This window comes from Pantoea sp. Nvir, assembly GCF_009829915.1.
Taxonomy (GTDB): Bacteria; Pseudomonadota; Gammaproteobacteria; order Enterobacterales; family Enterobacteriaceae; genus Pantoea.
In genome coordinates this window covers 255,478-276,237 of sequence record NZ_SZZW01000002.1, presented here as the reverse complement: position 1 = coordinate 276,237, position 20,760 = coordinate 255,478, and the positions used below count along the sequence as shown (strand labels likewise).

Genomic DNA, 20,760 nt, shown 5'->3' with positions numbered 1-20,760 from the left:
TATTCCTGAAATTTTTCTCTTCCCTCCTCAGTATTTTTGCCAAAAAGTGTAAGCGTACGCTTATACCGGCCAGCAGTATGCAGTTCTACATCAATATTGTTGAGCTTGAGCAGACGATTGAAATTGGGGAGCTGTGCCACTACACCGATAGAGCCGATAATGGCGAAAGGCGCGGCGACAACGCGATCCGCTACACATGCCATAAGATAGCCGCCACTAGCAGCTATCTTATCTACTGATATTGTAACGTATATTCCGCGATCACGCAGACGTTGAAGTTGTGAAGATGCTAGTCCATACCCATGCACGATGCCGCCAGGGCTCTCCAGTCTTATCAGTACTTCATCACCTTTCTCAGCTATTGCCAATACAGCGGAAATCTCTTCACGCAGTTCCATCACTTCGCAGGCATCTATGCTGCCTTTAAAATCGATGACGTAGAGCGTTGACTTCTGTTTATCTTTGATACCCTGCTTTACGGCGTGCTTTTCTGCTTCTTCCTTTTGTTTTTTTGCTTTTTTATGCTGTTTCAACCAGACTTTTTGTACCTTTGGTTTCATTTTTGCCAACTGCAGATATTCCTTCATTTGCTGGTACTCATCGCTCAGGTGCATTAACTGCAGTTGCCCAGCAGGCTGACAGCGCTTACGCAATCTAGCATTCACAATAATCGCTACTACGGCAAAAACTACTACCACTATTGTCATTAATTTGATCAAAAAAAGTCCATAATTGGAGAGTAAATCCATCTTATCGCCCTCTTACTATAGAGAACTAACATTAGTCAGTAAGATTAACTTTTTAGTGCCATACATCTTTTAAAATGCCAGCGCTTCTGCAATTGTCAGATAGCCTTTAATTAATTAAGGCGTAAAAACCTAACATTTTTACATAAAGAATAATATCATTGTGGACTGTCCATTTAAAAGAGGCCTAACACAACACCATATGATTCTTTTCATCTGTGCTTTAAAAAAACGGCAATTTTTTAGTCAAACTGGCTCCATAAATTTGGTAAAAATTAATGAAATAAACATCAATGTTACTTTTTTATTAAACAACCAATTTGTCTGATGAATTTAAGGTCAACTCAAGATTATAAGTCTCCTGCCATACAATACGCTGGATGCAAGAAACCATTCATGTTAGTGAAACATTCAGGTGATGGTATCACCTCACATTTACTGCTTATAAGATAAAAAAATTTTTAACCAATAATATCATATGTTTTTCAGTATCTTAACATGCTTAAAAGTCGTTCGGACCGCTCTGGGTCTACTTAATAAATTATTATATTACTTATGAACATGATGACCTTCCGCTGGAAGATCTAGATACTTATAGAGTTGACTGCTATAACTATTATATTTAATGAAGCAGATATTAAATACCATAACTAAGATACTCCTTTATAAGGATAATTTTAATACAAGAACTGAGGAGGTATGGTGTAGTCATTGACTAATAAAAAAATATAACTCATAAATTACATGATATTATTTGCGGTTACTGCGTATGTTTTGTATATGTTTTTTTGTAGAAAGCCGATTCTGATTCAGTTTGGTAAGATGGCATTTTTTATTAACTGCCAATGTAGTCATCCCATAATCTTCCATACCAACTAGAGAACGCAAACAACTGACCTCGGCCATATCTAACTCTATCCATTTTCCCCGGCTCAGTCCTTTTGGCAAATGAATATTGCCGTAACGAACGCGCATTAAACGGCTTACCTGCACGCCAACTTCCTTCCATAGACGACGTACTTCGTGGTTACGTCCTTCGGATAGAGTCACTCTATACCACTGATTAACCCCTTCACCACCCTCAAAGCGTAATTTATTGAATGCTGCCAAGCCATCTGCTAGCTGTATTCCTTTTCTTAATTGACGAATTTTATCTTCATCCACTTGACCAAATACTCGTACGGCATATTCTCGTTCTACTGCCCAATTGGGATGCATTAGACGGTTTGCTAGTTCCCCGTCTGTAGTAAACAGTAGTAGACCACTAGTGTTGATGTCGAGTCGTCCTACTGCTATCCAGTGGCACCCATGTAGACGTGGAAGACAATCAAATACTGTAGGACGACCTTTAGGATCGCTACGTGTACAAATTTCTCCTTCAGGTTTGTTATAGTTAATAACACGACATAACGAGGCCCCTAATGGGGATACAGATACCAAATGACCGTCGATGCGTATTTTCAGAGATGGATCATTCTCAATGCGGTCGCCCAACTTTGCGCATTTACCGTTAATACTGACTCGCCCAGCGGAGATTTTAACTTCGATTTCACGGCGGGAACCGTGTCCAGTTCGTGCAAGTGCCTTTTGTAATTTCTCACTCATAAATACCTCACTGTATTTTCCTAAGCTATTCTTGGTAAGATTTACTGGTTTTACAAATACCTTGTACATGTGTCATTTGCTTTTTCATGGCAGACTTTCTTGAATGAAATGTAGAACTAGGTAGGGTGTCGTCTTTAAGGTGAGTTAATAGTAGCTGTGATTATTACAGGTTATAATATGGTAATCTTACAGCTTTTCAGCCGAATTGGCAGTTGCTTGCACAAAAGCAATTAATCTCTACTCCTCAGCTGATTGTTACAGGAAAGGTCCAGGATCTCCCGAGCCTTCACGCACCACCACTGGTACATTTCTGAGATCGACTACCGTTGTTGGTTGTTGACCTAACGTGCCTCCATCAATAATTAGATCTACCAATGTACCAATATTATTTTGAATATTTTTAGGATCTGATTCAGTAAAATTATTGCCGGGTAGTATCAGCGAAGTTGACATTATCGGATTGTTAAGTGCTTCTAGCAGAGCTAGAGTAACCGGGTTAGACGTTACGCGAAGCCCAATAGTCTTGTGCTTCTCATTCATTAGACGACGTGGTACTTTTTTAGTTGCTTTCAGAATAAAAGTATAGCTGCCTAATATGTTCTTTTTTAGTAAGTGAAACGCGCTGTTCTCAACCTGAGAATAGTGAGCAATTTCCGATAGATCGCGGCACATCAGAGTAAAATTATGATTATTGTCTAACTGGCGAATGCGACAAATGCGGTCAAGGGCGTTTTTTTCTTCCAGACGGCATCCTAGCGCGTAGCCAGAGGCGGTAGGATAGACTATTACCCCACCTTTGTTAAGATAGCTAATAACCTTTGAAATGAGGCGCTGCTGCGGATTATTTGGATGTATTTGAAAAAGTTGATTCATAAAAACCTCATATTATCTATACATACCCCTTTGAAAATATTGTGGTCAGCAAAGTCCTACATCCGTTTAACATTTCAGTCGGAAGTCATAGCTTATGGGGCAATCTCCACCTACGGGAATAGGTTTGATGACAAGCGATCCTTACTAAATTCATTAAGAAAGTACGCATTATAATGATTTTACGCATATGTAAAAAAGTATATTGACTTTCTCGCTGTGAACTATTTAACTAGTACATGAGTTCATTATTAATGAGATTTAGATTATTCATCATAGCGATGATTTTTATGTTTTCTGCAATACAGGCAGCAAGAAGTTTCCTGAGAAAGGTAACATCAAGCACATCTTAATTAACGTTTTGCAGAGGACACGAACCCGCTCAGAGGCAGTCTCTTTAAAAGAGACTTTCAAGAGAGTCTAATATGCAAAATGTTAAACCAACAGTGAAGTTGATTACCAGCGAGGCACCTTACCGGGAAGATCCAGCTGTAGTTTTTCATCAGCTATGCGGTATACGTCCGGCAACTCTGCTACTTGAATCAGCGGATATCAAGAGCAAACGTAATCTGAAAAGCTTGATGATCATCGATAGCGCCTTGCGTATCAGCACACTCAATTTCTGCATTACGGTGCAGGCTCTGTCGGAAAATGGCTGTGCGCTATTACCACTGCTAGATACAGTGCTGCCCGTAACTGTAAAAATTAAGGTGTTTCCCAATAGACGTGTGCTTCATTTTCCACCTACGGATGCGATGCAGGATGAAGACACCCGCTTACAACAGATATCGGTTTTCGATGCGCTCCGTTTAATCCCCTATCTTGTTAATGCTCCTAATAACGAGCGTGAAGCTATGCTTCTCGGCGGCCTATTTGCATACGACCTAGTAGCAAATTTTGAAGATCTGCCTGTATTGGAGAATGCACAGTGCTGCCCAGACTACTGCTTTTATCTAGCAGAAACACTGCTAGTACTTGACCATCAAACCCGCAGTGCAAAGTTGCAGGCAAGTTTATTTTGTCCCTCCACCAGTGAATTTCAGCGCTTGCAAAACCGTATTAGACAATTATATAACCAGATGCTGCAACCTTTGTCTACTCTGCCATTTCAGCCGGTTGATCAAATGACGCTAAGTGTTAACCAGAGTGATAAAGCTTATTGTGATACAGTGCGTCGGATGCAAGAATCAATTCGTATCGGCGAAATATTTCAGGTAGTACCATCACGCCGATTTTCATTGCCGTGTCCGTCACCGCTTGCTGCCTATGAAACACTAAAAAAAAGTAATCCTAGCCCTTATATGTTCTTTATGCAGGATCACAATTTTGCTTTATTCGGCGCTTCTCCAGAAAGTTCTCTAAAATATGACGCCACCTCACGTCAAATTGAAATCTATCCTATTGCCGGTACAAGGCCGCGCGGTCACTGTGCTGGAGGCTTAATAGATCATGACCTTGACAGCCGTATTGAACTAGAAATGCGTACTAATCACAAAGAGCTGGCTGAGCATCTTATGCTTGTAGATATCGCACGAAACGATCTGGCGCGTATCTGCGTGCCTGGCAGTCGTTATGTAGCAGATCTGGCTAAAGTTGACCGCTATTCCTTCGTCATGCATCTTGTATCTCGCGTAGTGGGCACGCTGCGTGAAGATCTCGATGCGTTACATGCCTATCGCGCCTGTATGAATATGGGGACGTTGAGTGGTGCGCCGAAAGTACGTGCCATGCAGTTGATCGCCGACGCTGAAGGCACGAGACGTGGTAGTTACGGTGGTGCAGTTGGTTATTTTACTGCACATGGAGATCTTGATACTTGTATCGTGATCCGCTCTGCTTGGGTAGAAGACGGTATAGCTACGGTACAGACTGGCGCTGGTATAGTACTTGATTCTAACCCTCAAGACGAAGCTGATGAAAGCCGTAATAAAGCGCTCGCTGTATTACGTGCCATAGCGACTGCCCATCATTGCAAGGAATTTTCTGATGGCTAATATCTTACTACTTGATAACATGGACTCTTTTACCTATAACCTCGTTGATCAACTGAGATTCTTTGGTCATAAAGTATTTATTTACCGTAATAATATTCCAATATCTCTGGTCATTGAGCGTCTACAGTTCATGGAAAATTCGGTATTGATGCTTTCTCCTGGTCCAGGAGCGCCGAAAGACGCAGGGTGCATGCCTGAATTATTACAAACTTTACGCGGATTAATGCCAATCATAGGCATCTGCCTCGGTCATCAAGCCATCATAGAAGCTTACGGAGGAAATGTTGGGCAAGCGGGTGAAATTCTACATGGCAAGGCCTCTTGGGTGGATCACGATGGCGAAGCAATGTTCACTGGGCTCAGTAATCCTCTAGCTGTGGCACGCTATCATTCTCTGATAGGCAGTAACACACCGGTAAATCTAACTGTTAATGCTAGCTTTAATAGTATGGTAATGGCTGTGCGTCACGACTTCGATCGCATCTGTGGTTTCCAGTTCCATCCTGAATCTCTACTGACGACACAAGGCACCCGTCTACTGGAACAGACACTGTCTTGGGCACTAGAGACATCAAAGGGAGCATGATAATGCATGCCATTCTGGAAAAATTGTATCAAGCACAGACCTTAACACAATGTGAAAGTCACCAGCTATTCAGCGCTATTATTAATGGACAGCTAGAATCAACACAGTTGGCGGCCGCCTTGATTGCCATTAAGGTACGTGGTGAATCGCCACAGGAGATCGCAGGTGCAGCTAGTGCGCTGCTGGAAGATGCTAAGCCTTTTCCGCACCCAACTTATGCTTTTGCTGATATCGTTGGCACAGGTGGCAGCAACACCAATAGCATTAATATTTCCACTGCGAGCGCCTTTGTTGCTGCTGCCTGTGGGCTGAAAGTAGCAAAGCATGGTAACCGTAGTGTTTCTAGCAAATCCGGCTCTTTCGATCTTTTGGCGGCGTTTGGCATCAATTTAGATATGAGTACAGATCAGGCTCGCTCAGCACTGGATAATCTTAACGTGTGTTTTCTATTCGCGCCACGGTACCATATTGGCTTTCGTTATACGATCTCAGTACGCCGGCAACTAAAAACTTGCACGCTATTCAACGTGCTCGGACCATTGATTAACCCAGCTCGGCCACCACTGGCCGTGATAGGAGTTTATAAACCTGAGTTATTAGCCCCGATGGCCCAGGCGCTAAAAGTGCTCGGTCACTATCGGCGCGCAGTAGTAGTGCACTGTGGGGGTATGGATGAAATCACACTACATAGCAAAACCTATGTCACTGAGCTATGGGACGACGAAATCACCCACTATCAGCTAACACCTGAAGACTTTGGTTTTGGTTATCATTCTAAAGAGACCCTCGCCGGCGGTACACCGGAAGAAAATCGTAACATTCTGACCGCATTACTTCAGGGTAATGGCCAGCGAGCCCATGAGGAAACAGTTGCTGCCAATGTAGCAATGCTTCTAAAAGTATTTGGCTACTCAGATCTGCGTGAGAACGCGCAGCGTGCTCTCCAGGCCATCCGTAGTGGACATGCTTACGAGCTTATTGTTTCTCTAGCAGAAAAGGATAACTATGCAAAGTAATATTTTAGAGAAAATCCTTCAGGACAAAGCTCTATGGGTGGAGGATCGTAAAGTACAACAACCACTGAAAACCTTTCAGAATACAGTACAGTATTCAACCCGAAGCTTTTATCATGCCCTGCATGATACTCGTACCGTTTTTATTCTTGAGTGTAAAAAAGCGTCGCCCACGAAAGGATTAATTCGTAAATGTTTCAATCCATCGAGTATCGCAAGCATATATTGCCAATATGCCTCTGCCGTATCGGTACTGACTGATGAGAAATATTTTCAGGGTAGCTTTGATTTTCTACCGATCGTCAGTACATCACTCACTCAACCGGTAGTGTGCAAAGATTTTATAATCGACCCGTATCAAATTTATTTAGCGCGCCATTATCAAGCGGACGCTATCTTGCTCATGCTGTCAGTGCTGGATGATAAGCGGTATCATTATTTTACCGCCATTGCACACAGCCTAAAAATGGGGGTACTCACTGAAGTCAGTAATGAGGCAGAACTGGTGCGCGCCATTGCCCTAAAAGCAAAGGTGGTTGGCATTAATAATCGTGATCTACGAGATATGTCGATCGATCTTAACCGTACGCGCCATTTAGCACCTCTTTTGTCTCATGACGTCACTATTATCAGCGAGTCAGGCATTCACAACTATGCTCAAGTGCGCGAGCTGAGCCATTTTGTTAATGGTTTTCTCATTGGCTCTACGCTAATGGAAGAACAGGATCTGGAGGGTGCAGTACGTCGTGTATTACTTGGCGAAAATAAAGTGTGTGGCCTGACACGTAAAGAAGACGCACACGCTGCATATGAAGCAGGCGCCATTTATGGCGGTTTGATCTTTGCAGAAGAGTCACTACGTCACATCGGAATAGATCAGGCGCGACAGGTGATGTCAGGGGCTATGCTACGTTATGTTGGAGTATTCCGCAACGCACAGATAAGTGATATTCTTACAAAAGCAACAGCATTAGAATTAGCTGCCGTGCAGCTTCACGGCAAAGAAGACCGCTCTTACGTTTCTGCACTGCACGCCGCACTACCTCCTCAAATTGCTATCTGGAAAGCACTAAGCATTAAACAGTCCTTACCTGCACGTGACTGGCCATACGTTGATCGCTATGTCTTTGATAACGGCAACGGCGGTAGCGGTAAGAGCTTCGACTGGTCTCTTCTAAAAAATCAGAATATGAGCAACGTTCTACTCGCCGGGGGCTTGAGTGCGGATAATTGCACGGAAGCGGCGTGTCTCGGCTGTGTAGGTCTTGACTTTAATTCTGGAGTAGAGAACGTGTATGGTTTTAAAGAGGCTCACAAAATAGCACTAGTATTTCGTATACTACGTGAATATTAATTTAATTTATCAGTTCAAGGGTGTTACTGGCCCTGAGAAGATGTGATTATGACACTAATGGATTCCTATTTTGGTGAATTTGGCGGTATGTATGTTCCGCAGATACTAATGCCTGCACTATGCCAGTTAGAAGCAGCCTTTGTAGATGCACAAAAAGATCCGATATTTCAAGTCAAATTTACAGATTTGTTACAAAACTATGCAGGTCGTCCTACAGCATTAACATTATGTAGAAACCTTACCAAAGGCACTAAAACCCGTCTCTACTTGAAGCGTGAAGATCTGCTACACGGCGGAGCACATAAAACCAATCAGGTACTAGGCCAGGTGCTGCTGGCAAAGCGCATGGGAAAAAATGAAATCATTGCGGAAACCGGCGCGGGCCAGCACGGTGTGGCTTCGGCACTAGCATGTGCACTGCTTGACATGAAATGCCGTATCTATATGGGTGCGAAAGATGTTGAGCGTCAATCTCCTAACGTCTTCCGTATGCGCCTCATGGGGGCAGAGGTAATCCCAGTGAACAGTGGATCTGCCACTCTGAAAGATGCTTGCAATGAGGCTCTGCGCGACTGGTCCAGTAGTTATGAAAATGCACATTATATGCTCGGCACCGCTGCAGGTCCGCACCCTTTTCCTACTATTGTACGCGAGTTTCAGCGCATGATTGGTGAGGAAACTAAAGTGCAGATTCTGAAAAGAGAGGGTCGTCTACCAGATGCGATTATCGCTTGTATCGGTGGAGGATCGAATGCCATTGGCATATTCGCTGATTTTATTAGCGATAAAAAAGTTAGTTTAATTGGAGTTGAACCAGCAGGACACGGCATTAAAACTGGTAAGCACGGTGCTCCGTTGAAGCATGGCCGCGTAGGAATCTACTTTGGCATGAAAGCACCCATCATGCAGACTGAAGAGGGCCAGATTAAAGAGTCGTATTCAATTGCTGCAGGACTAGATTTCCCTTCCGTTGGACCGCAACATGCACACCTCAATAACGTGGGTCGTGCGGAATATGTATCGATTACTGATAACGAAGCACTTGCTGCGTTTAAAGAACTTTGTTACGCAGAAGGTATTATTCCCGCTTTGGAATCTTCTCACGCTATTGCCTATGCTCTAAAGCTCATTCGTGAAAATCCTAAGAAAGAACAATTGTTGGTAGTGAATCTATCAGGTCGCGGCGACAAAGACATTTTTACCGTTCACGACATTTTAATGGCACAGGGAGAAATCTGATGGAACGTTATCAACAACTCTTCAATCAGCTAAATGTTGATAATGAGGGCGCCTTTATTCCTTTTGTAACATTGGGCGATCCTTCACCGGAAATGTCACTGCAAATTATCGACGCGTTAATAGAGGGCAGAGCAGATGCTCTAGAGTTAGGCATCCCCTTTTCCGATCCTTTGGCAGACGGTCAAACGATACAAAATTCTATACTACGCGCCTTTGCTTCAGGTACAACGATAGTACAATGTTTTGATGTTATTAACAACATACGACTGAAATACCCTGATTTACCGATCGGCTTGCTAACGTATGCTAATCTGGTATTTACCAACGGTATTGAGTCCTTCTATGCACGTTGTGCTGAAGTGGGTGTAGACTCGGTATTAGTAGTGGATGTACCGATTGAGGAGTCAGTGCCTTTTCGCCTAATGTCGCTACGTCATGGTATCGCGCCGATTTTTATCTGCCCTCCCAACGCTAATAAAGATCTGCTGCGTAAAATTGCTACATATGGCTCTGGATACACTTATGTGATGTCGCGTGCAGGTGTAACCGGAATAGAGAATCGAGTCTGTAGCCAGCAGCTACATCACTTAATTGACATGCTGCGCGAATATAACGCAGCGCCTCCTGTACAGGGATTCGGCATCTCTGATCCCGTACAAATTAAAGAGGCGATTGGCACAGGTGCGGCAGGCGTTATCTCTGGCTCTGCCATCGTGAAAATTATCGAACAGTACTACCTAAAGCCAGAAGATATGCTGATGATGCTAACTTCTTTTAGCAGTAGCTTGAAAGATGCAACCTGCTTATCGATTTGTGTGTAGTTTGATGCTTTATTTTTTATCCTTTTTTATAACTAAATATTACTATTCTCAGTTCGTACTAATATTTAGTTTACATATTTTATAGAAGAAACCTTTCCTGTTTGATAAAAAGGAGAGTGATAGACAGACTAAAACTTTGCAATTATTTTGCAGTATTAAAGAAAAGAGTTTGTTAGTTCTCTGCCGAGATGTTTAACTATGATGTAGACGATAATATCCCGCTGTTTCTGTCAATAGTGGGAGTGCATTTTTATAAACTGCGTATTTAAGAAATCAAAATAGAAACATTACATGCTAAGATTATTTAATCTTGCATATTGTCGATGCCTCGTTGAAATAGGTACAAAAATGTAATATATTTTAGAGGTTTGACAAAATAGCCATCACACTTTTAATGTCTTTTGAAAAATATCATTGGCGTGGTTATTGTGTACTCATGCATCCATAATGCATGGCGGCCTTGTACCACTGCGCATGTATGCCACTTTCATTCTTCTTTACATTCCATGACAGAAAGTTATCTTGCTGCATGTGCTAGCTTCAGGCCGTAACATGTACAATCTCCTGGCTAATTAACCCGGTCCCACCAAGGAGCGTACATGTACATCACGGCAAACTTGTTATACCGTGACACAGGAAATTTTTTCCGACACCAGCTACTTACCATCGTTTTGATGTCTTTAATGACAGCTTTTATCACGGTTATTCTGGTGCATACTTTTACCCCTAGTAGTGATCAAATAGCGCAACTGCAGTTACATCAAAATGATACTAGCACTTCATCACTATTTGAGTTAGTACACGATATGTCGCCCGAGAAACAGCGTATTCTGCTTTGTACCTCAGTAGCCAGTATCTTCTCCACTCTGATCGGTAATACGTTACTTTTAGGAGGTATGTTGTGCTTAATTACTATGGTTTCCTCCGGTCATTGCGTGAGTGTAGTACGTGCCTTAGGAGGTTCTGCGCCGTTGTTACCAAAACTGCTACTACAAACTTTTCTAATCACTTTAGTCGTACAACTAGGCTTTATGGTGCTTATGTTACCTAGTATTATTCCAGCAATTTTGCTATCACTTTCTCCGATAATTTTAGCTCACGAAAAAATTGGCGTAATTGCAGCGATGCGCGCCAGCTGTCGCCTAGCATGGAAAAATATGAAACTAATAGCTCCTGCGATTATTCTTTGGCTTTTGGCAAAAATGGCGATTATTTTTGCTTCTTCATCATTGACTAATCTGCCGGATAACGTGCTAGCTGTGGTGATTACTACCTTTAATAATATAGTTTTTTCGTTGTTGATTATTTATCTTTTCCGGCTTTATATGCTAGTGCGTTAAGCATGCCACACATACTGTGGCCGTATGACCTTTACTTTAGTTTCAATAGGATTGACTATGATAAAGTTACTCGATTTCCTACCTTTATTAGTATTTTTTATTTTTTACAAGATCTACGATATTTTTGTTGCCTCAGCTCTACTGATAATCACAACTGGTCTTGCCCTAGCAGTAAGCTGGGTTTTCTATCGTAAGATAGAAAAGATGAACATCATCTCCTTTGTAGTGGTGACAATATTCGGAACTTTAACACTAGTTTTTAATAACACTGAATTTATTAAATGGAAAATTACGGTGATCTATAGCCTGCTCGCTTTAGTTCTTCTCTATAGCCAATTTTTCATGGTGCAACCGTTGATTAAGAGTCTACTAGGTAAGGAGATTCAGTTACCAGAAACGAGTTGGCGCCGGCTTAATATTGCTTGGACTCTATTTTTTCTTATTTGCGGCCTGATAAATATTTACGTTGTATTCCGATTACCAGAATCCTCTTGGGTTAACTTTAAGGTTTTCGGTCTGACTGGCCTTAACTTGCTGTTTACCTTTATTAGCGGGTTCTACATCTGGAGACAAATACTACAACAAAATAAAATTAAGTAACAGTAGATTACACTAAGCGTTATTGCTGTTATAACGTAAATTTACGTGAATAAGAGCACAGCGGTTTTCATGACTACCGCACTTTCCCTTAATGCAAAATGCTCTAAGTGTGCTAGTTTTAAGAAATGACAAAGTAGGAGAATTCAACTACCGCAATATAGATAGATTCAATAGAGCAAATACCAGTGATAATGGAACCATACAACATAAATAGAAAGTCATACGTGATAAGGAGTACTTTGTTTAGGAGAGATATTGTGAATATAGTGATTAAATATTTACAGAAAGAATAAAAGTATCATTTTCCGTTGTTAAAAAAACTATATTTTATTTGCACACCTATCGTTAATCCCCTAGAGTATCCACTTACATGATGAACTAATGCGAGCCTTTAAGTGCTGTATATCATCTATACTAATAAAGATAATACAGATTCTCTGGGAAGCCGCCAGTCGGAGCACTTGGAACATTTAGCGCGGTTACAACTGTTGCGCAATGAAGGCCGACTGATCGTTGCCGGAGAGATGCCTGCTGTTGACAGCAGTGATCCAGGTCTGGCTGGCTTTATCGGTTCAGCGATTATTGCAGAGTTTGGCTCGCTAGAGACTGCGCAGTCCTGGGTGACGGCTGATTCATATATTGCGGCTGAAGTTTATAAAAACGTAGTCGTGAGGCCTTTTAAACGCATTTTTTAAAATCTGCAATTTCTTCAGAGTTCATCTGTGCCAGTTTATGCGAATAATATTATAGCACGTGAATTAGGCTGCAATAACGCCATCCTGTTCCTAACTGGCATATGCAATGAAAACACAGACCTAGCAAAACATTCCCTCATGTGTACTACATCACTTCGTAAATCTTTTCACGTCGATGCCAACTCTGATTTTTCATCAAACTTCAACAGTGATTTAGAGTTTTACTGTCGATTATCAGCGCATAAACTCCTCTGACCAAGAGCGAGCAGGATGTTCACTTAATGAATACTTTTTATAATTTAATCAAATTTTTATTCATTTTTGGCTACTGGTTGATGATTGCCGGAGTTACTCTGAGGATTTTAATAAAACGCCGCACAGTGCCATCCGCGATGGCATGGTTGTTGATTATATATATCCTTCCTTTAGTCGGCATCATAGCATACCTCTCATTTGGTGAGCCTCACCTAGGCAAACGCCGCGCAGAGCGTGCGCGTATTATGTGGCCTGCTACGGAGAAATGGCTCAATGATCTAAAACAACTCAGGCATATCTTCGCTACCGAACACAGTGATGTAGCACGTTCTTTGTTTCAGCTATGCCAGAACCGTCAAGGAATTGCTGGGGTGAAAGGCAATCAACTGCAGTTACTCACCAGTTCAGATGATGTTATGCAAGCTTTAATTCGCGATATTCAGTTGGCACGTCATAATATCGAAATGGTGTTCTATATCTGGCATCCTGGAGGGTTAGCAGATGATGTTGCTGAATCCTTGATAGCCGCGTCTCGGCGCGGAGTATATTGTCGCTTAATGCTCGACTCTGCAGGTAGTATTACCTTTTTCCGCAGTCCTTGGGTAGGTATGATGCGCAATGCGGGCATCGATGTAGTAGAAGCACTGCAGGTTAGTCTACTACGCGTATTTTTACGCCGTATGGACTTGAGGCAACATCGCAAGGTGGTGCTGATCGACAATTATATCGCTTATACCGGTAGCATGAACTTAGTAGATCCTCGTTATTTTAAACAAGATGCAGGCGTTGGTCAGTGGACTGATCTCATGGCACGTATGAAAGGGCCAGTGGCAACTACCATAGGCATCGTCTACAGTTGTGATTGGGAGATCGAAACGGGGAAACGCATTCTACCTCCCCCACCTGACGGCAATATTATGCCTTTTGAGCAGGGAAGTGGCCATACGGTGCAATTTATCGCCTCTGGATTCGGGTTTCCGGAAAATATGATCCATCAGGCCCTTCTAACTGCCATCTATTCGGCACGCGAGCAGCTGAGTATGACCACCCCTTATTTTGTGCCAAGCGACGATTTACTACACGCTATCTGCACAGCATCACTGCGCGGCGTGGAAGTTAGTATCATTATACCGCGTCATAATGATTCGATGCTAGTTAGCTGGGCAAGCCGCGCTTTTTTTAGCGAATTGCTAGATGCCGGCGTCAAAATTTATCAGTTTGAGGATGGCTTATTACATACAAAGAGTGTATTGGTAGATGGACAACTTAGTCTAGTAGGTACCGTAAACCTCGATATGCGTAGTTTATGGCTCAATTTTGAGATTACGCTAGTAGTAGATGATGCAAGTTTTGGCAATGATATAGCCTGTGTACAGGACGACTACATCGCACGTTCGTGTTTACTAGATGCTAACCGTTGGACAAAGCGTGCCTGGTGGCAGCGTATCGTTGAACGGTTATTCTACTTCTTTAGTCCTTTATTGTAGAATGGAATGAAATTAGAATGTGATGAAGATCATAAGCTGTACGATGCTATTTATTACGTATCGGTAATACAAGAGACAATGTGCATCAGTATTCCGACCAGAATGTTTCTCTTTTCGCAATAGACTGCTCGATGTAAGATAAAGCTGAATGTGCCATGTTTAGCACACTTTGCTCGGTAGCTTATCGAACATCATGTGAGGAAAAGTTTGATGGATCATTGATCACTACCCCTAAAATTAACGGGACGATGTGATTAATTGGTATATTCTATGGTAATGACAGTTAAAGTTTAGAAAAACTACGTAATCGAACTCGATTAATAAAAAAACATCTGCTCTATCATTTCATATAATTCACTTAATAATATGAGAAGCCCTTTAGCACAATATTCCCTTAATGATTTATTCTCTAATATAGAAAGATAGAATCGCACTATTGTTATTTTTATATGGACTCGTCCAGGCAGAAAAATTAAAAAATACTAGTTTAGCAAATTAGGAAAAATTCCCTTAACTCCGGTGACCACAAATTCAACACCAAGAGCCATCAATAACAAACCCATGATACGTGTAATGACGTTAATACAAGTTTGACCCAGCAGTCGTACCATCAACGGAGCGACACGAAACAACAACCAGCAACAGAAAGCAAAAAGCGCAATCGCCACACTAAAACCAAGTAAATTTTGTAAGCTATGATAGCGCGTACTCCAAACAATGGTGGAACTGATAGCACCTGGCCCCGCCATAAGCGGCAAGGCAAGTGGCACAACGCCAATGCTTTCCCTAATCGCAGTTTCTGATTTTTCTTGCTTATTCTGTTTGTCTTCTCCCAGCTTGCCGCTGATCATCGACATAGCGATGATCACCACCAAAATACCACCCGCAATTCGGAAGGAATTGATGGAAATACCGAAGATACGCAGAATAGCGTCGCCGAGAAAAAGCGATGTCCATAGAATAATTGCAACTGCTATATTGGCAGTCATATTAGTTTTATTGCGTTCAGCTACTGCTTGATAGCTTGTTAGACTGATAAAAACCGGAATAATACCAACCGGATTTACTAAGGCGAATAGACCAACAAAGAATTTTATATAGCCTGAAAAATCTAGTAAAGAAGCAGGGTGCACAGTTCGCTCCGATGAGGGAATGGAAATCGCGCTTAATTTACGCAAAAAACAGCCGGTTAACCAGCGAGGAAACCAGAAAATTCCGATGCAATAGTAAAATTTAGACAAATTGTTACGCCAGTAAGTATACATAATGCTAAAGTCATACTTTATGCAATAAAGGGCACATATTTAATTCTGGTTCATAGGCTAAAAAAGGTATATCAAATGGAATAGTTTCAGTATGAAATTGATAACCATTAAACATCCACATACCTCATTTATAGATCATCATTTCCTATTAAAAAACAACACTTTTTCTTTAAATATATGCTGAAATTATTTTCTTCACTCGGTAACAATATGCTGCTATTGTGACTTAATTCGACATACTTAATGGAGAGCCACTATTCGTGCGCCGTTCGCCAATCATAGCGTTCAGTCATCTAAATAAATATAGAATGAAGATATCAAAATTATATAGGATGTAGTTTTGGAAAAGGCGGACTTAAAAATTAAGTGATTCTTATTGTGAGATAGCCTCTCCTAAAAAAGTAAAAATAAAGATGGCATATTTTCAGATAAACTAATATTAGTTATTCTGATAGATTTGTAGATCTCTGATATGTGACGCATTAAAATTATCTGCGATATAAGGGGGGGTGCTAAAAAGAAAGCTTGTTCTTACTTCTTTTCAGACGTTGTAAAATCCGCGATACCATCTGACGAACTTTGTTACGCCTTCATCCGCCATATTAGTATGTGGTTTAAAGCCAATAGCTTGATACAATTCCTTTGTATCTGCACTAGTCTCTAGCAGATCGCCTGGTTGCATAGGTAACATGTTCTTCTTCGCTTTTATACCTAGTGCTTTTTCAGTCGCTTCAATATATTTCATCAAGCTTATAGGCTGGCTGTTCCCTATATTATACACACGATAAGGAGCGGAACTGGTTGCCGGTGAACCGCTCTCTGCCGTCCAGTTTTGGTCTGGTTGTGGAACAATATTCTGCAGACGTACAATGGCTTCGGTAACATCATCGATATAAGTAAAGTCACGTTTCATCTCACCACAGTTATAGACATCGATCGGTTCACCTGCAATTATTGCTCTTGTAAATTTAAAAAGTGCCATATCTGGGCGTCCCCATGGACCATAAACGGTAAAAAAGCGTAGCCCGGTGGTGGGAAGTTGATAAAGATGCGAGTAGGTATGAGACATCAGCTCATTGGCTTTTTTTGTTGCTGCATAAAGCGATACAGGATGATCCACTCTATCATTTGTAGAAAAAGGAATTTTTCGGTTTAGTCCATAAACAGAACTGGAAGATGCATAGAGCAGATGTTCAATTTTATGACAGCGACATCCTTCCAGAATATTTAAATGACCGATTAGATTCGTATCTGCATAGGAGTGCGGATTATCAATAGAATATCGCACTCCAGCCTGCGCACCTAGATGAATAACCCGTTTGAACGAGTATTGTGAAAAAATTGAGGCGACGGCTACTCGATCTGACAAATCCATTTTTATAAAAGTAAAACTAGGATGCTGTGTGATTAACCCTAATCGGCTCTGCTTCAGTTTAACATCATAATAGTCATTAAGATTATCCAGGCCCACAATATGATGACCAGCAGTTAGCAAGCGTTGAGACACATGGAATCCAATAAAACCTGCAGCACCTGTGACCAGAATATTCATTATTCCCTCATTAATTATGTAATTTGAATAGTGGATGCTCCGCGACCGATTGCGTAATATACGAAACCACGTTCGCTGATACGTTCTGGATCATACAGGTTACGACCATCAAAGATCACGGGATGCTTCAGGGAATTTTTGATTATATCAAAATCAGGCGCACGGAAAATCTGCCACTCAGTGCAAATAACCAGGCCATCTGCTCCCTGCAGTGCTGCTTCTTTAGTATCCATTAACTTGAGATCGCTACGGTTACCGTAGATACGTTGTGCCTCATTCATTGCTTCCGGGTCGAATGCTTGTACGGTTGCCCCTGCTTTCCATAGAGCTTCCATTAGGACTCGACTGGATGCTTCACGCATATCGTTAGTGTTTGGCTTAAACGCCAACCCCCACAGAGCGAAAGTTTTTCCGCTTAGGTCGTGGCTAAAATAGTGGTTAATAAACGCAGATAACTTATTTTTTTGTATGTCGTTGACTGATTCTACCGCTTGTAGCAGATGAGGTTTGTAGCCAATAGACTCTGCTGTGTGGATGATTGCCTGAATATCTTTCGGAAAGCAAGAACCACCGTAGCCGCAGCCTGGATATATAAAGTGGTACCCGATACGTGAATCAGCGCCGATGCCTTGACGCACTTTCTCGACATCTGCTCCTAGAAGTTCGGCAAGGTTGGAAATTTCATTCATAAAACTGATTTTCGTCGCGAGCATGCAGTTTGCCGCGTATTTGGTCAGCTCTGCGCTACGAATATCCATTACAATCATGCGTGCGTGGTTACGATTAAATGGATCATAGAGTTCGCATAATAGCTCTTCTACGGCTTTATTGTCTGTGCCAACAATGATGCGCTCAGGACGCATACAATCGTTTACGGCCGCTCCTTCCTTGAGGAATTCTGGGTTAGATACTACATCAAACATTAAACTGAGACCGCGTTCCCACAAGGTGTCTTGCATTAATTTATGCATTTTGTCTACTGTGCCTACTGGAACTGTAGACTTATTAAGTACAACTTTATAATCTTGCATATGCTGCGCTATGGTATGTGCAACACCAGTCACATATTTAAGGTTAGCTGAACCATCTTTATTAGACGGCGTGCCAACAGCTATAAATTGAATGAGGCCATGGTTGACGCCCTCTTCCGCATTATTACTGAATTTGAGGCGACCGCTCGCATAGTTCGACTTCACCAAGGATGTCAGACCTGGTTCGAAGATAGGGAGGATACCTTTTTTCAAGTTTTCTATTTTTTTTGTATCTACATCAATACACAGAACCTCATGTCCGACTTCAGCTAACACTGCAGCTTGCACTAGACCAACATAGCCAACACCAAATACAGTAACATTCATTGAATGATCCTATAATTATAGATTACTTTTTATTGCCGACTGCACTATCGAGCCATTGAGAAAAATTTTTGCCCAGCACTGGATGACGAACACCATATTCAACAAATGTCTGCATATAACCTAGTTTATTACCACAGTCATGGCTTATACCTTTTAAATGATAAGAGTCTACAGTCTCTTTCTCTATTAACATGGCGATAGAATCAGTGAGCTGTACTTCACCGCTTGTACCTAAAGGGGTTTTCGCCAGCAGCGGCCAGATATCTGCAGAGAGAACATAACGACCCACTACTGCAAAGTTGGATGGAGCTTCATTAGCTTTTGGTTTTTCAACTATGCCAATTATCGGTGCACTATCACCCGGCTGTAGTTCTTCACCTTGACAATCAACTACACCGTAAGATGTTACATCGACAACTGGTTCAACCATAATCTGGCTATGGCCTGACTCATCAAAACGTCTCAACATTTCTGCTAAGTTTTCTGTTGTCGGGTTGGATTCATATTCATCAATAATCACATCTGGTAGAATAACTGCCACTGGCTCGTCCCCGACTAGCGGATGGGCGCACATGACCGCGTGCCCTAAGCCTTTCGCGATACCCTGACGTACTTGCATAATGGTCACATGTGGCGGACAGATAGATTGAATTTCGTCCAGAAGCTGACGTTTAACGCGTTTTTCTAGCATCGCTTCCAGTTCGAAGCTGGTATCAAAGTGATTTTCAATAGAATCTTTAGAAGAGTGTGTAACTAGCACAATTTCATTAATTCCTGCTGCTATGCACTCATTAACAACGTATTGAATTAATGGTTTATCAACTAACGGTAACATCTCTTTAGGTATCGCTTTTGTCGCAGGAAGCATACGAGTACCCAAACCTGCAACCGGGATTACTGCTTTTTTTACTTTAGATTTACAGGCAGACATCAAGATACCTCTCTTAACACTAGGCATTGCAAATTAATCATTGATACTTCAATGAAAAGTCTGAAATGAGTATATTAGTTATACCTGTCTTCATCGTCAGAAGAGATTATATCTTCGCCTATTTTTTTAGCCGATAACATCAGGCAGATGCTGCTGTTAGCCTCTCAGGTATGGCATTGCCAGTTATCCACGCGCTGACTAATTTGGTGAAGATGTGTACTTCCCATATTACCAAGGCGAATATTATTAATCAGTTTAATTTGATGACCGTCAATATGAAGTGTGGTATTAGCTCAACTGAAACCAGGATCAGATTTTTTTAGATACGATGATAATAACCAACTAATACTGGAAGTTATCATCTTAAATTGGTTTGACGTACCAATATATTTAAATGGCGTAATAAGCTATTTAATTCCGGCAGCCCCACTGGTTGTGTCCTAAAATACACACATAGTCCGCCTGACAAAAACTCTTTATTTTTTTCAAAAAGTTAAGCAGAAAATCTTGCTTATGTGATATCTTCTATGCTTTCCCTTGCCAAAACAATTAGAATTGGAACATTATGATCAATAATACATATCTACTCATTAGATTGGATGCCATTCATGAATTGTATTTCTAGATGGCAAAGAACTATATTTATTGTTTCCACTGCAGATATTTAATTCCGTGAAGACATGCTTAGTATTTTCATAGTCTTTAATGTACTAGCACTGAGTGCTGATAAGTAAGTGATGTACTATAAAATAAGGAATAACCTTATCGTCAATAATAATATTTTTGTCAATTAGCAGGTTCTCCATTATGTTCCTCCTCCTAAGTACTAGATTAATTAATAAATAGTGGTTAATAAAACACAATCGCACATTGCAGTATTAGCAGAAGTAAAACTTGTAAGTGGAAAATCAGGTTCTCTAAATATGCCAATAGTAATACTAATAAGAGGACTGCAAGATATCACGCTGGTGGGTCGTCCCTACCGCGATAAAATCGCACTTTAAGCAATAGCACGGGATGGATATTGACATGATTTCGTCGCTATCTTA

The 20,760-nt window shown here is 41.4% G+C and carries 16 protein-coding genes and 2 pseudogenes; 10 read left to right on the top strand and 8 right to left on the bottom strand.

Annotated elements, in window-relative coordinates; genetic code table 11:
* The 3 genes from sohB to FD729_RS02890 all read right to left on the bottom strand — a co-directional run.
* A partial coding sequence (gene sohB, locus FD729_RS02900) for a protease SohB (protein WP_159931783.1) occupies positions 1-749 on the bottom strand: 749 nt, incomplete at its 3' end.
* Positions 750-1,496: 747 nt separating this feature from the next.
* Positions 1,497-2,351, bottom strand: coding sequence for a 23S rRNA pseudouridine(2605) synthase RluB (gene rluB, locus FD729_RS02895; protein WP_159931782.1), 855 nt, complete (start codon positions 2,349-2,351; stop codon positions 1,497-1,499).
* 255 nt (positions 2,352-2,606) lie between these two features.
* The gene (locus tag FD729_RS02890; RefSeq protein WP_159931781.1) at positions 2,607-3,224 is read right to left on the bottom strand and encodes an L-threonylcarbamoyladenylate synthase; all 618 of its coding nucleotides are present in this window, start codon (positions 3,222-3,224) and stop codon (positions 2,607-2,609) included.
* A 422-nt stretch (positions 3,225-3,646) separates the two neighbouring features.
* On the opposite strand from FD729_RS02890, the gene FD729_RS02885 reads away from it, so the two are divergent.
* From FD729_RS02885 to cls, 9 genes and pseudogenes are all read left to right on the top strand, one after another.
* A complete protein-coding gene (locus tag FD729_RS02885) occupies positions 3,647-5,215 on the top strand; it encodes an anthranilate synthase component 1 (protein ID WP_159931780.1) in 1,569 nt (522 codons plus the stop codon).
* Positions 5,208-6,817: pseudogene (gene trpD / locus FD729_RS05290) on the top strand (bifunctional anthranilate synthase glutamate amidotransferase component TrpG/anthranilate phosphoribosyltransferase TrpD). The gene FD729_RS02885 and the pseudogene trpD overlap by 8 nt, the downstream one beginning before the upstream one ends.
* Complete coding sequence (gene trpCF / locus FD729_RS02870) at positions 6,807-8,168, top strand: bifunctional indole-3-glycerol-phosphate synthase TrpC/phosphoribosylanthranilate isomerase TrpF (protein WP_159931778.1); 1,362 nt, start codon at positions 6,807-6,809, stop codon at positions 8,166-8,168. Before trpD ends, trpCF begins: the two are co-directional and overlap by 11 nt.
* Positions 8,169-8,216: 48 nt before the next feature.
* Positions 8,217-9,407, top strand: coding sequence for a tryptophan synthase subunit beta (trpB, locus tag FD729_RS02865; protein ID WP_370461861.1), 1,191 nt, complete (start codon positions 8,217-8,219; stop codon positions 9,405-9,407).
* Positions 9,407-10,228, top strand: coding sequence for a tryptophan synthase subunit alpha (gene trpA, locus FD729_RS02860; protein ID WP_159931777.1), 822 nt, complete (start codon positions 9,407-9,409; stop codon positions 10,226-10,228). The genes trpB and trpA overlap by 1 nt, the downstream gene beginning before the upstream one ends.
* 599 nt (positions 10,229-10,827) lie before the next feature.
* Positions 10,828-11,568 carry a YciC family protein gene (locus tag FD729_RS02855; protein ID WP_159931776.1) on the top strand — a complete coding sequence of 247 codons (741 nt, stop codon included), beginning with the start codon at positions 10,828-10,830 and terminating at the stop codon, positions 11,566-11,568.
* A 57-nt stretch (positions 11,569-11,625) separates the two neighbouring features.
* The gene (locus FD729_RS02850; RefSeq protein WP_159931775.1) at positions 11,626-12,168 is read left to right on the top strand and encodes a septation protein A; all 543 of its coding nucleotides are present in this window, start codon (positions 11,626-11,628) and stop codon (positions 12,166-12,168) included.
* A gap of 395 nt (positions 12,169-12,563) precedes the next feature.
* Entirely contained in the window at positions 12,564-12,863 is a 300-nt protein-coding gene (locus FD729_RS02845; RefSeq protein ID WP_159931774.1) for a YciI family protein, read from the top strand.
* 281 nt (positions 12,864-13,144) lie between these two features.
* Positions 13,145-14,605 carry a cardiolipin synthase gene (cls, locus tag FD729_RS02840; protein ID WP_159931773.1) on the top strand — a complete coding sequence of 487 codons (1,461 nt, stop codon included), beginning with the start codon at positions 13,145-13,147 and terminating at the stop codon, positions 14,603-14,605.
* A gap of 482 nt (positions 14,606-15,087) precedes the next feature.
* On the opposite strand, the gene FD729_RS02835 is transcribed toward cls, so the two are convergent.
* From FD729_RS02835 to FD729_RS05390, 5 genes and pseudogenes are all read right to left on the bottom strand, one after another.
* Positions 15,088-15,738 carry a YchE family NAAT transporter gene (locus tag FD729_RS02835; RefSeq protein WP_236421734.1) on the bottom strand — a complete coding sequence of 217 codons (651 nt, stop codon included), beginning with the start codon at positions 15,736-15,738 and terminating at the stop codon, positions 15,088-15,090.
* A 673-nt stretch (positions 15,739-16,411) separates the two neighbouring features.
* Positions 16,412-17,422: an NAD-dependent epimerase gene (locus FD729_RS02830; protein ID WP_159931771.1), complete on the bottom strand. Its 1,011-nt coding sequence runs from the start codon at positions 17,420-17,422 to the stop codon at positions 16,412-16,414.
* A gap of 14 nt (positions 17,423-17,436) precedes the next feature.
* Complete coding sequence (locus tag FD729_RS02825) at positions 17,437-18,780, bottom strand: UDP-glucose/GDP-mannose dehydrogenase family protein (RefSeq protein WP_159931770.1); 1,344 nt, start codon at positions 18,778-18,780, stop codon at positions 17,437-17,439.
* A gap of 22 nt (positions 18,781-18,802) precedes the next feature.
* On the bottom strand, positions 18,803-19,711 hold the full coding sequence (gene galU, locus FD729_RS02820; protein WP_159931769.1) for a UTP--glucose-1-phosphate uridylyltransferase GalU: 909 nt from the start codon (positions 19,709-19,711) through the stop codon (positions 18,803-18,805).
* A gap of 164 nt (positions 19,712-19,875) precedes the next feature.
* Positions 19,876-20,135: pseudogene (locus FD729_RS05390) on the bottom strand (two-component system response regulator RssB); the annotation flags it as partial.
* A 421-nt stretch (positions 20,136-20,556) separates the two neighbouring features.
* On the opposite strand from FD729_RS05390, the gene FD729_RS02815 reads away from it, so the two are divergent.
* Positions 20,557-20,715: a hypothetical protein gene (locus FD729_RS02815; RefSeq protein ID WP_159931768.1), complete on the top strand. Its 159-nt coding sequence runs from the start codon at positions 20,557-20,559 to the stop codon at positions 20,713-20,715.
* The last annotated feature ends 45 nt before the right edge of the window (positions 20,716-20,760 follow it).

What these genes read in the sequence shown, in the direction of transcription:
- rluB (WP_159931782.1), bottom strand. Translation starts at nt 2,351, where the DNA reads ATGAGTGAGAAATTACAAAAGGCACTTGCACGAACTGGACACGGTTCC.
- FD729_RS02890 (WP_159931781.1), bottom strand. Translation starts at nt 3,224, where the DNA reads ATGAATCAACTTTTTCAAATACATCCAAATAATCCGCAGCAGCGCCTC.
- FD729_RS02885 (WP_159931780.1), top strand. Translation starts at nt 3,647, where the DNA reads ATGCAAAATGTTAAACCAACAGTGAAGTTGATTACCAGCGAGGCACCT.
- trpCF (WP_159931778.1), top strand. Translation starts at nt 6,807, where the DNA reads ATGCAAAGTAATATTTTAGAGAAAATCCTTCAGGACAAAGCTCTATGG.
- trpB (WP_370461861.1), top strand. Translation starts at nt 8,217, where the DNA reads ATGACACTAATGGATTCCTATTTTGGTGAATTTGGCGGTATGTATGTT.
- trpA (WP_159931777.1), top strand. Translation starts at nt 9,407, where the DNA reads ATGGAACGTTATCAACAACTCTTCAATCAGCTAAATGTTGATAATGAG.
- FD729_RS02855 (WP_159931776.1), top strand. Translation starts at nt 10,828, where the DNA reads ATGTACATCACGGCAAACTTGTTATACCGTGACACAGGAAATTTTTTC.
- FD729_RS02850 (WP_159931775.1), top strand. Translation starts at nt 11,626, where the DNA reads ATGATAAAGTTACTCGATTTCCTACCTTTATTAGTATTTTTTATTTTT.
- cls (WP_159931773.1), top strand. Translation starts at nt 13,145, where the DNA reads ATGAATACTTTTTATAATTTAATCAAATTTTTATTCATTTTTGGCTAC.
- FD729_RS02830 (WP_159931771.1), bottom strand. Translation starts at nt 17,422, where the DNA reads ATGAATATTCTGGTCACAGGTGCTGCAGGTTTTATTGGATTCCATGTG.
- FD729_RS02825 (WP_159931770.1), bottom strand. Translation starts at nt 18,780, where the DNA reads ATGAATGTTACTGTATTTGGTGTTGGCTATGTTGGTCTAGTGCAAGCT.
- galU (WP_159931769.1), bottom strand. Translation starts at nt 19,711, where the DNA reads ATGTCTGCCTGTAAATCTAAAGTAAAAAAAGCAGTAATCCCGGTTGCA.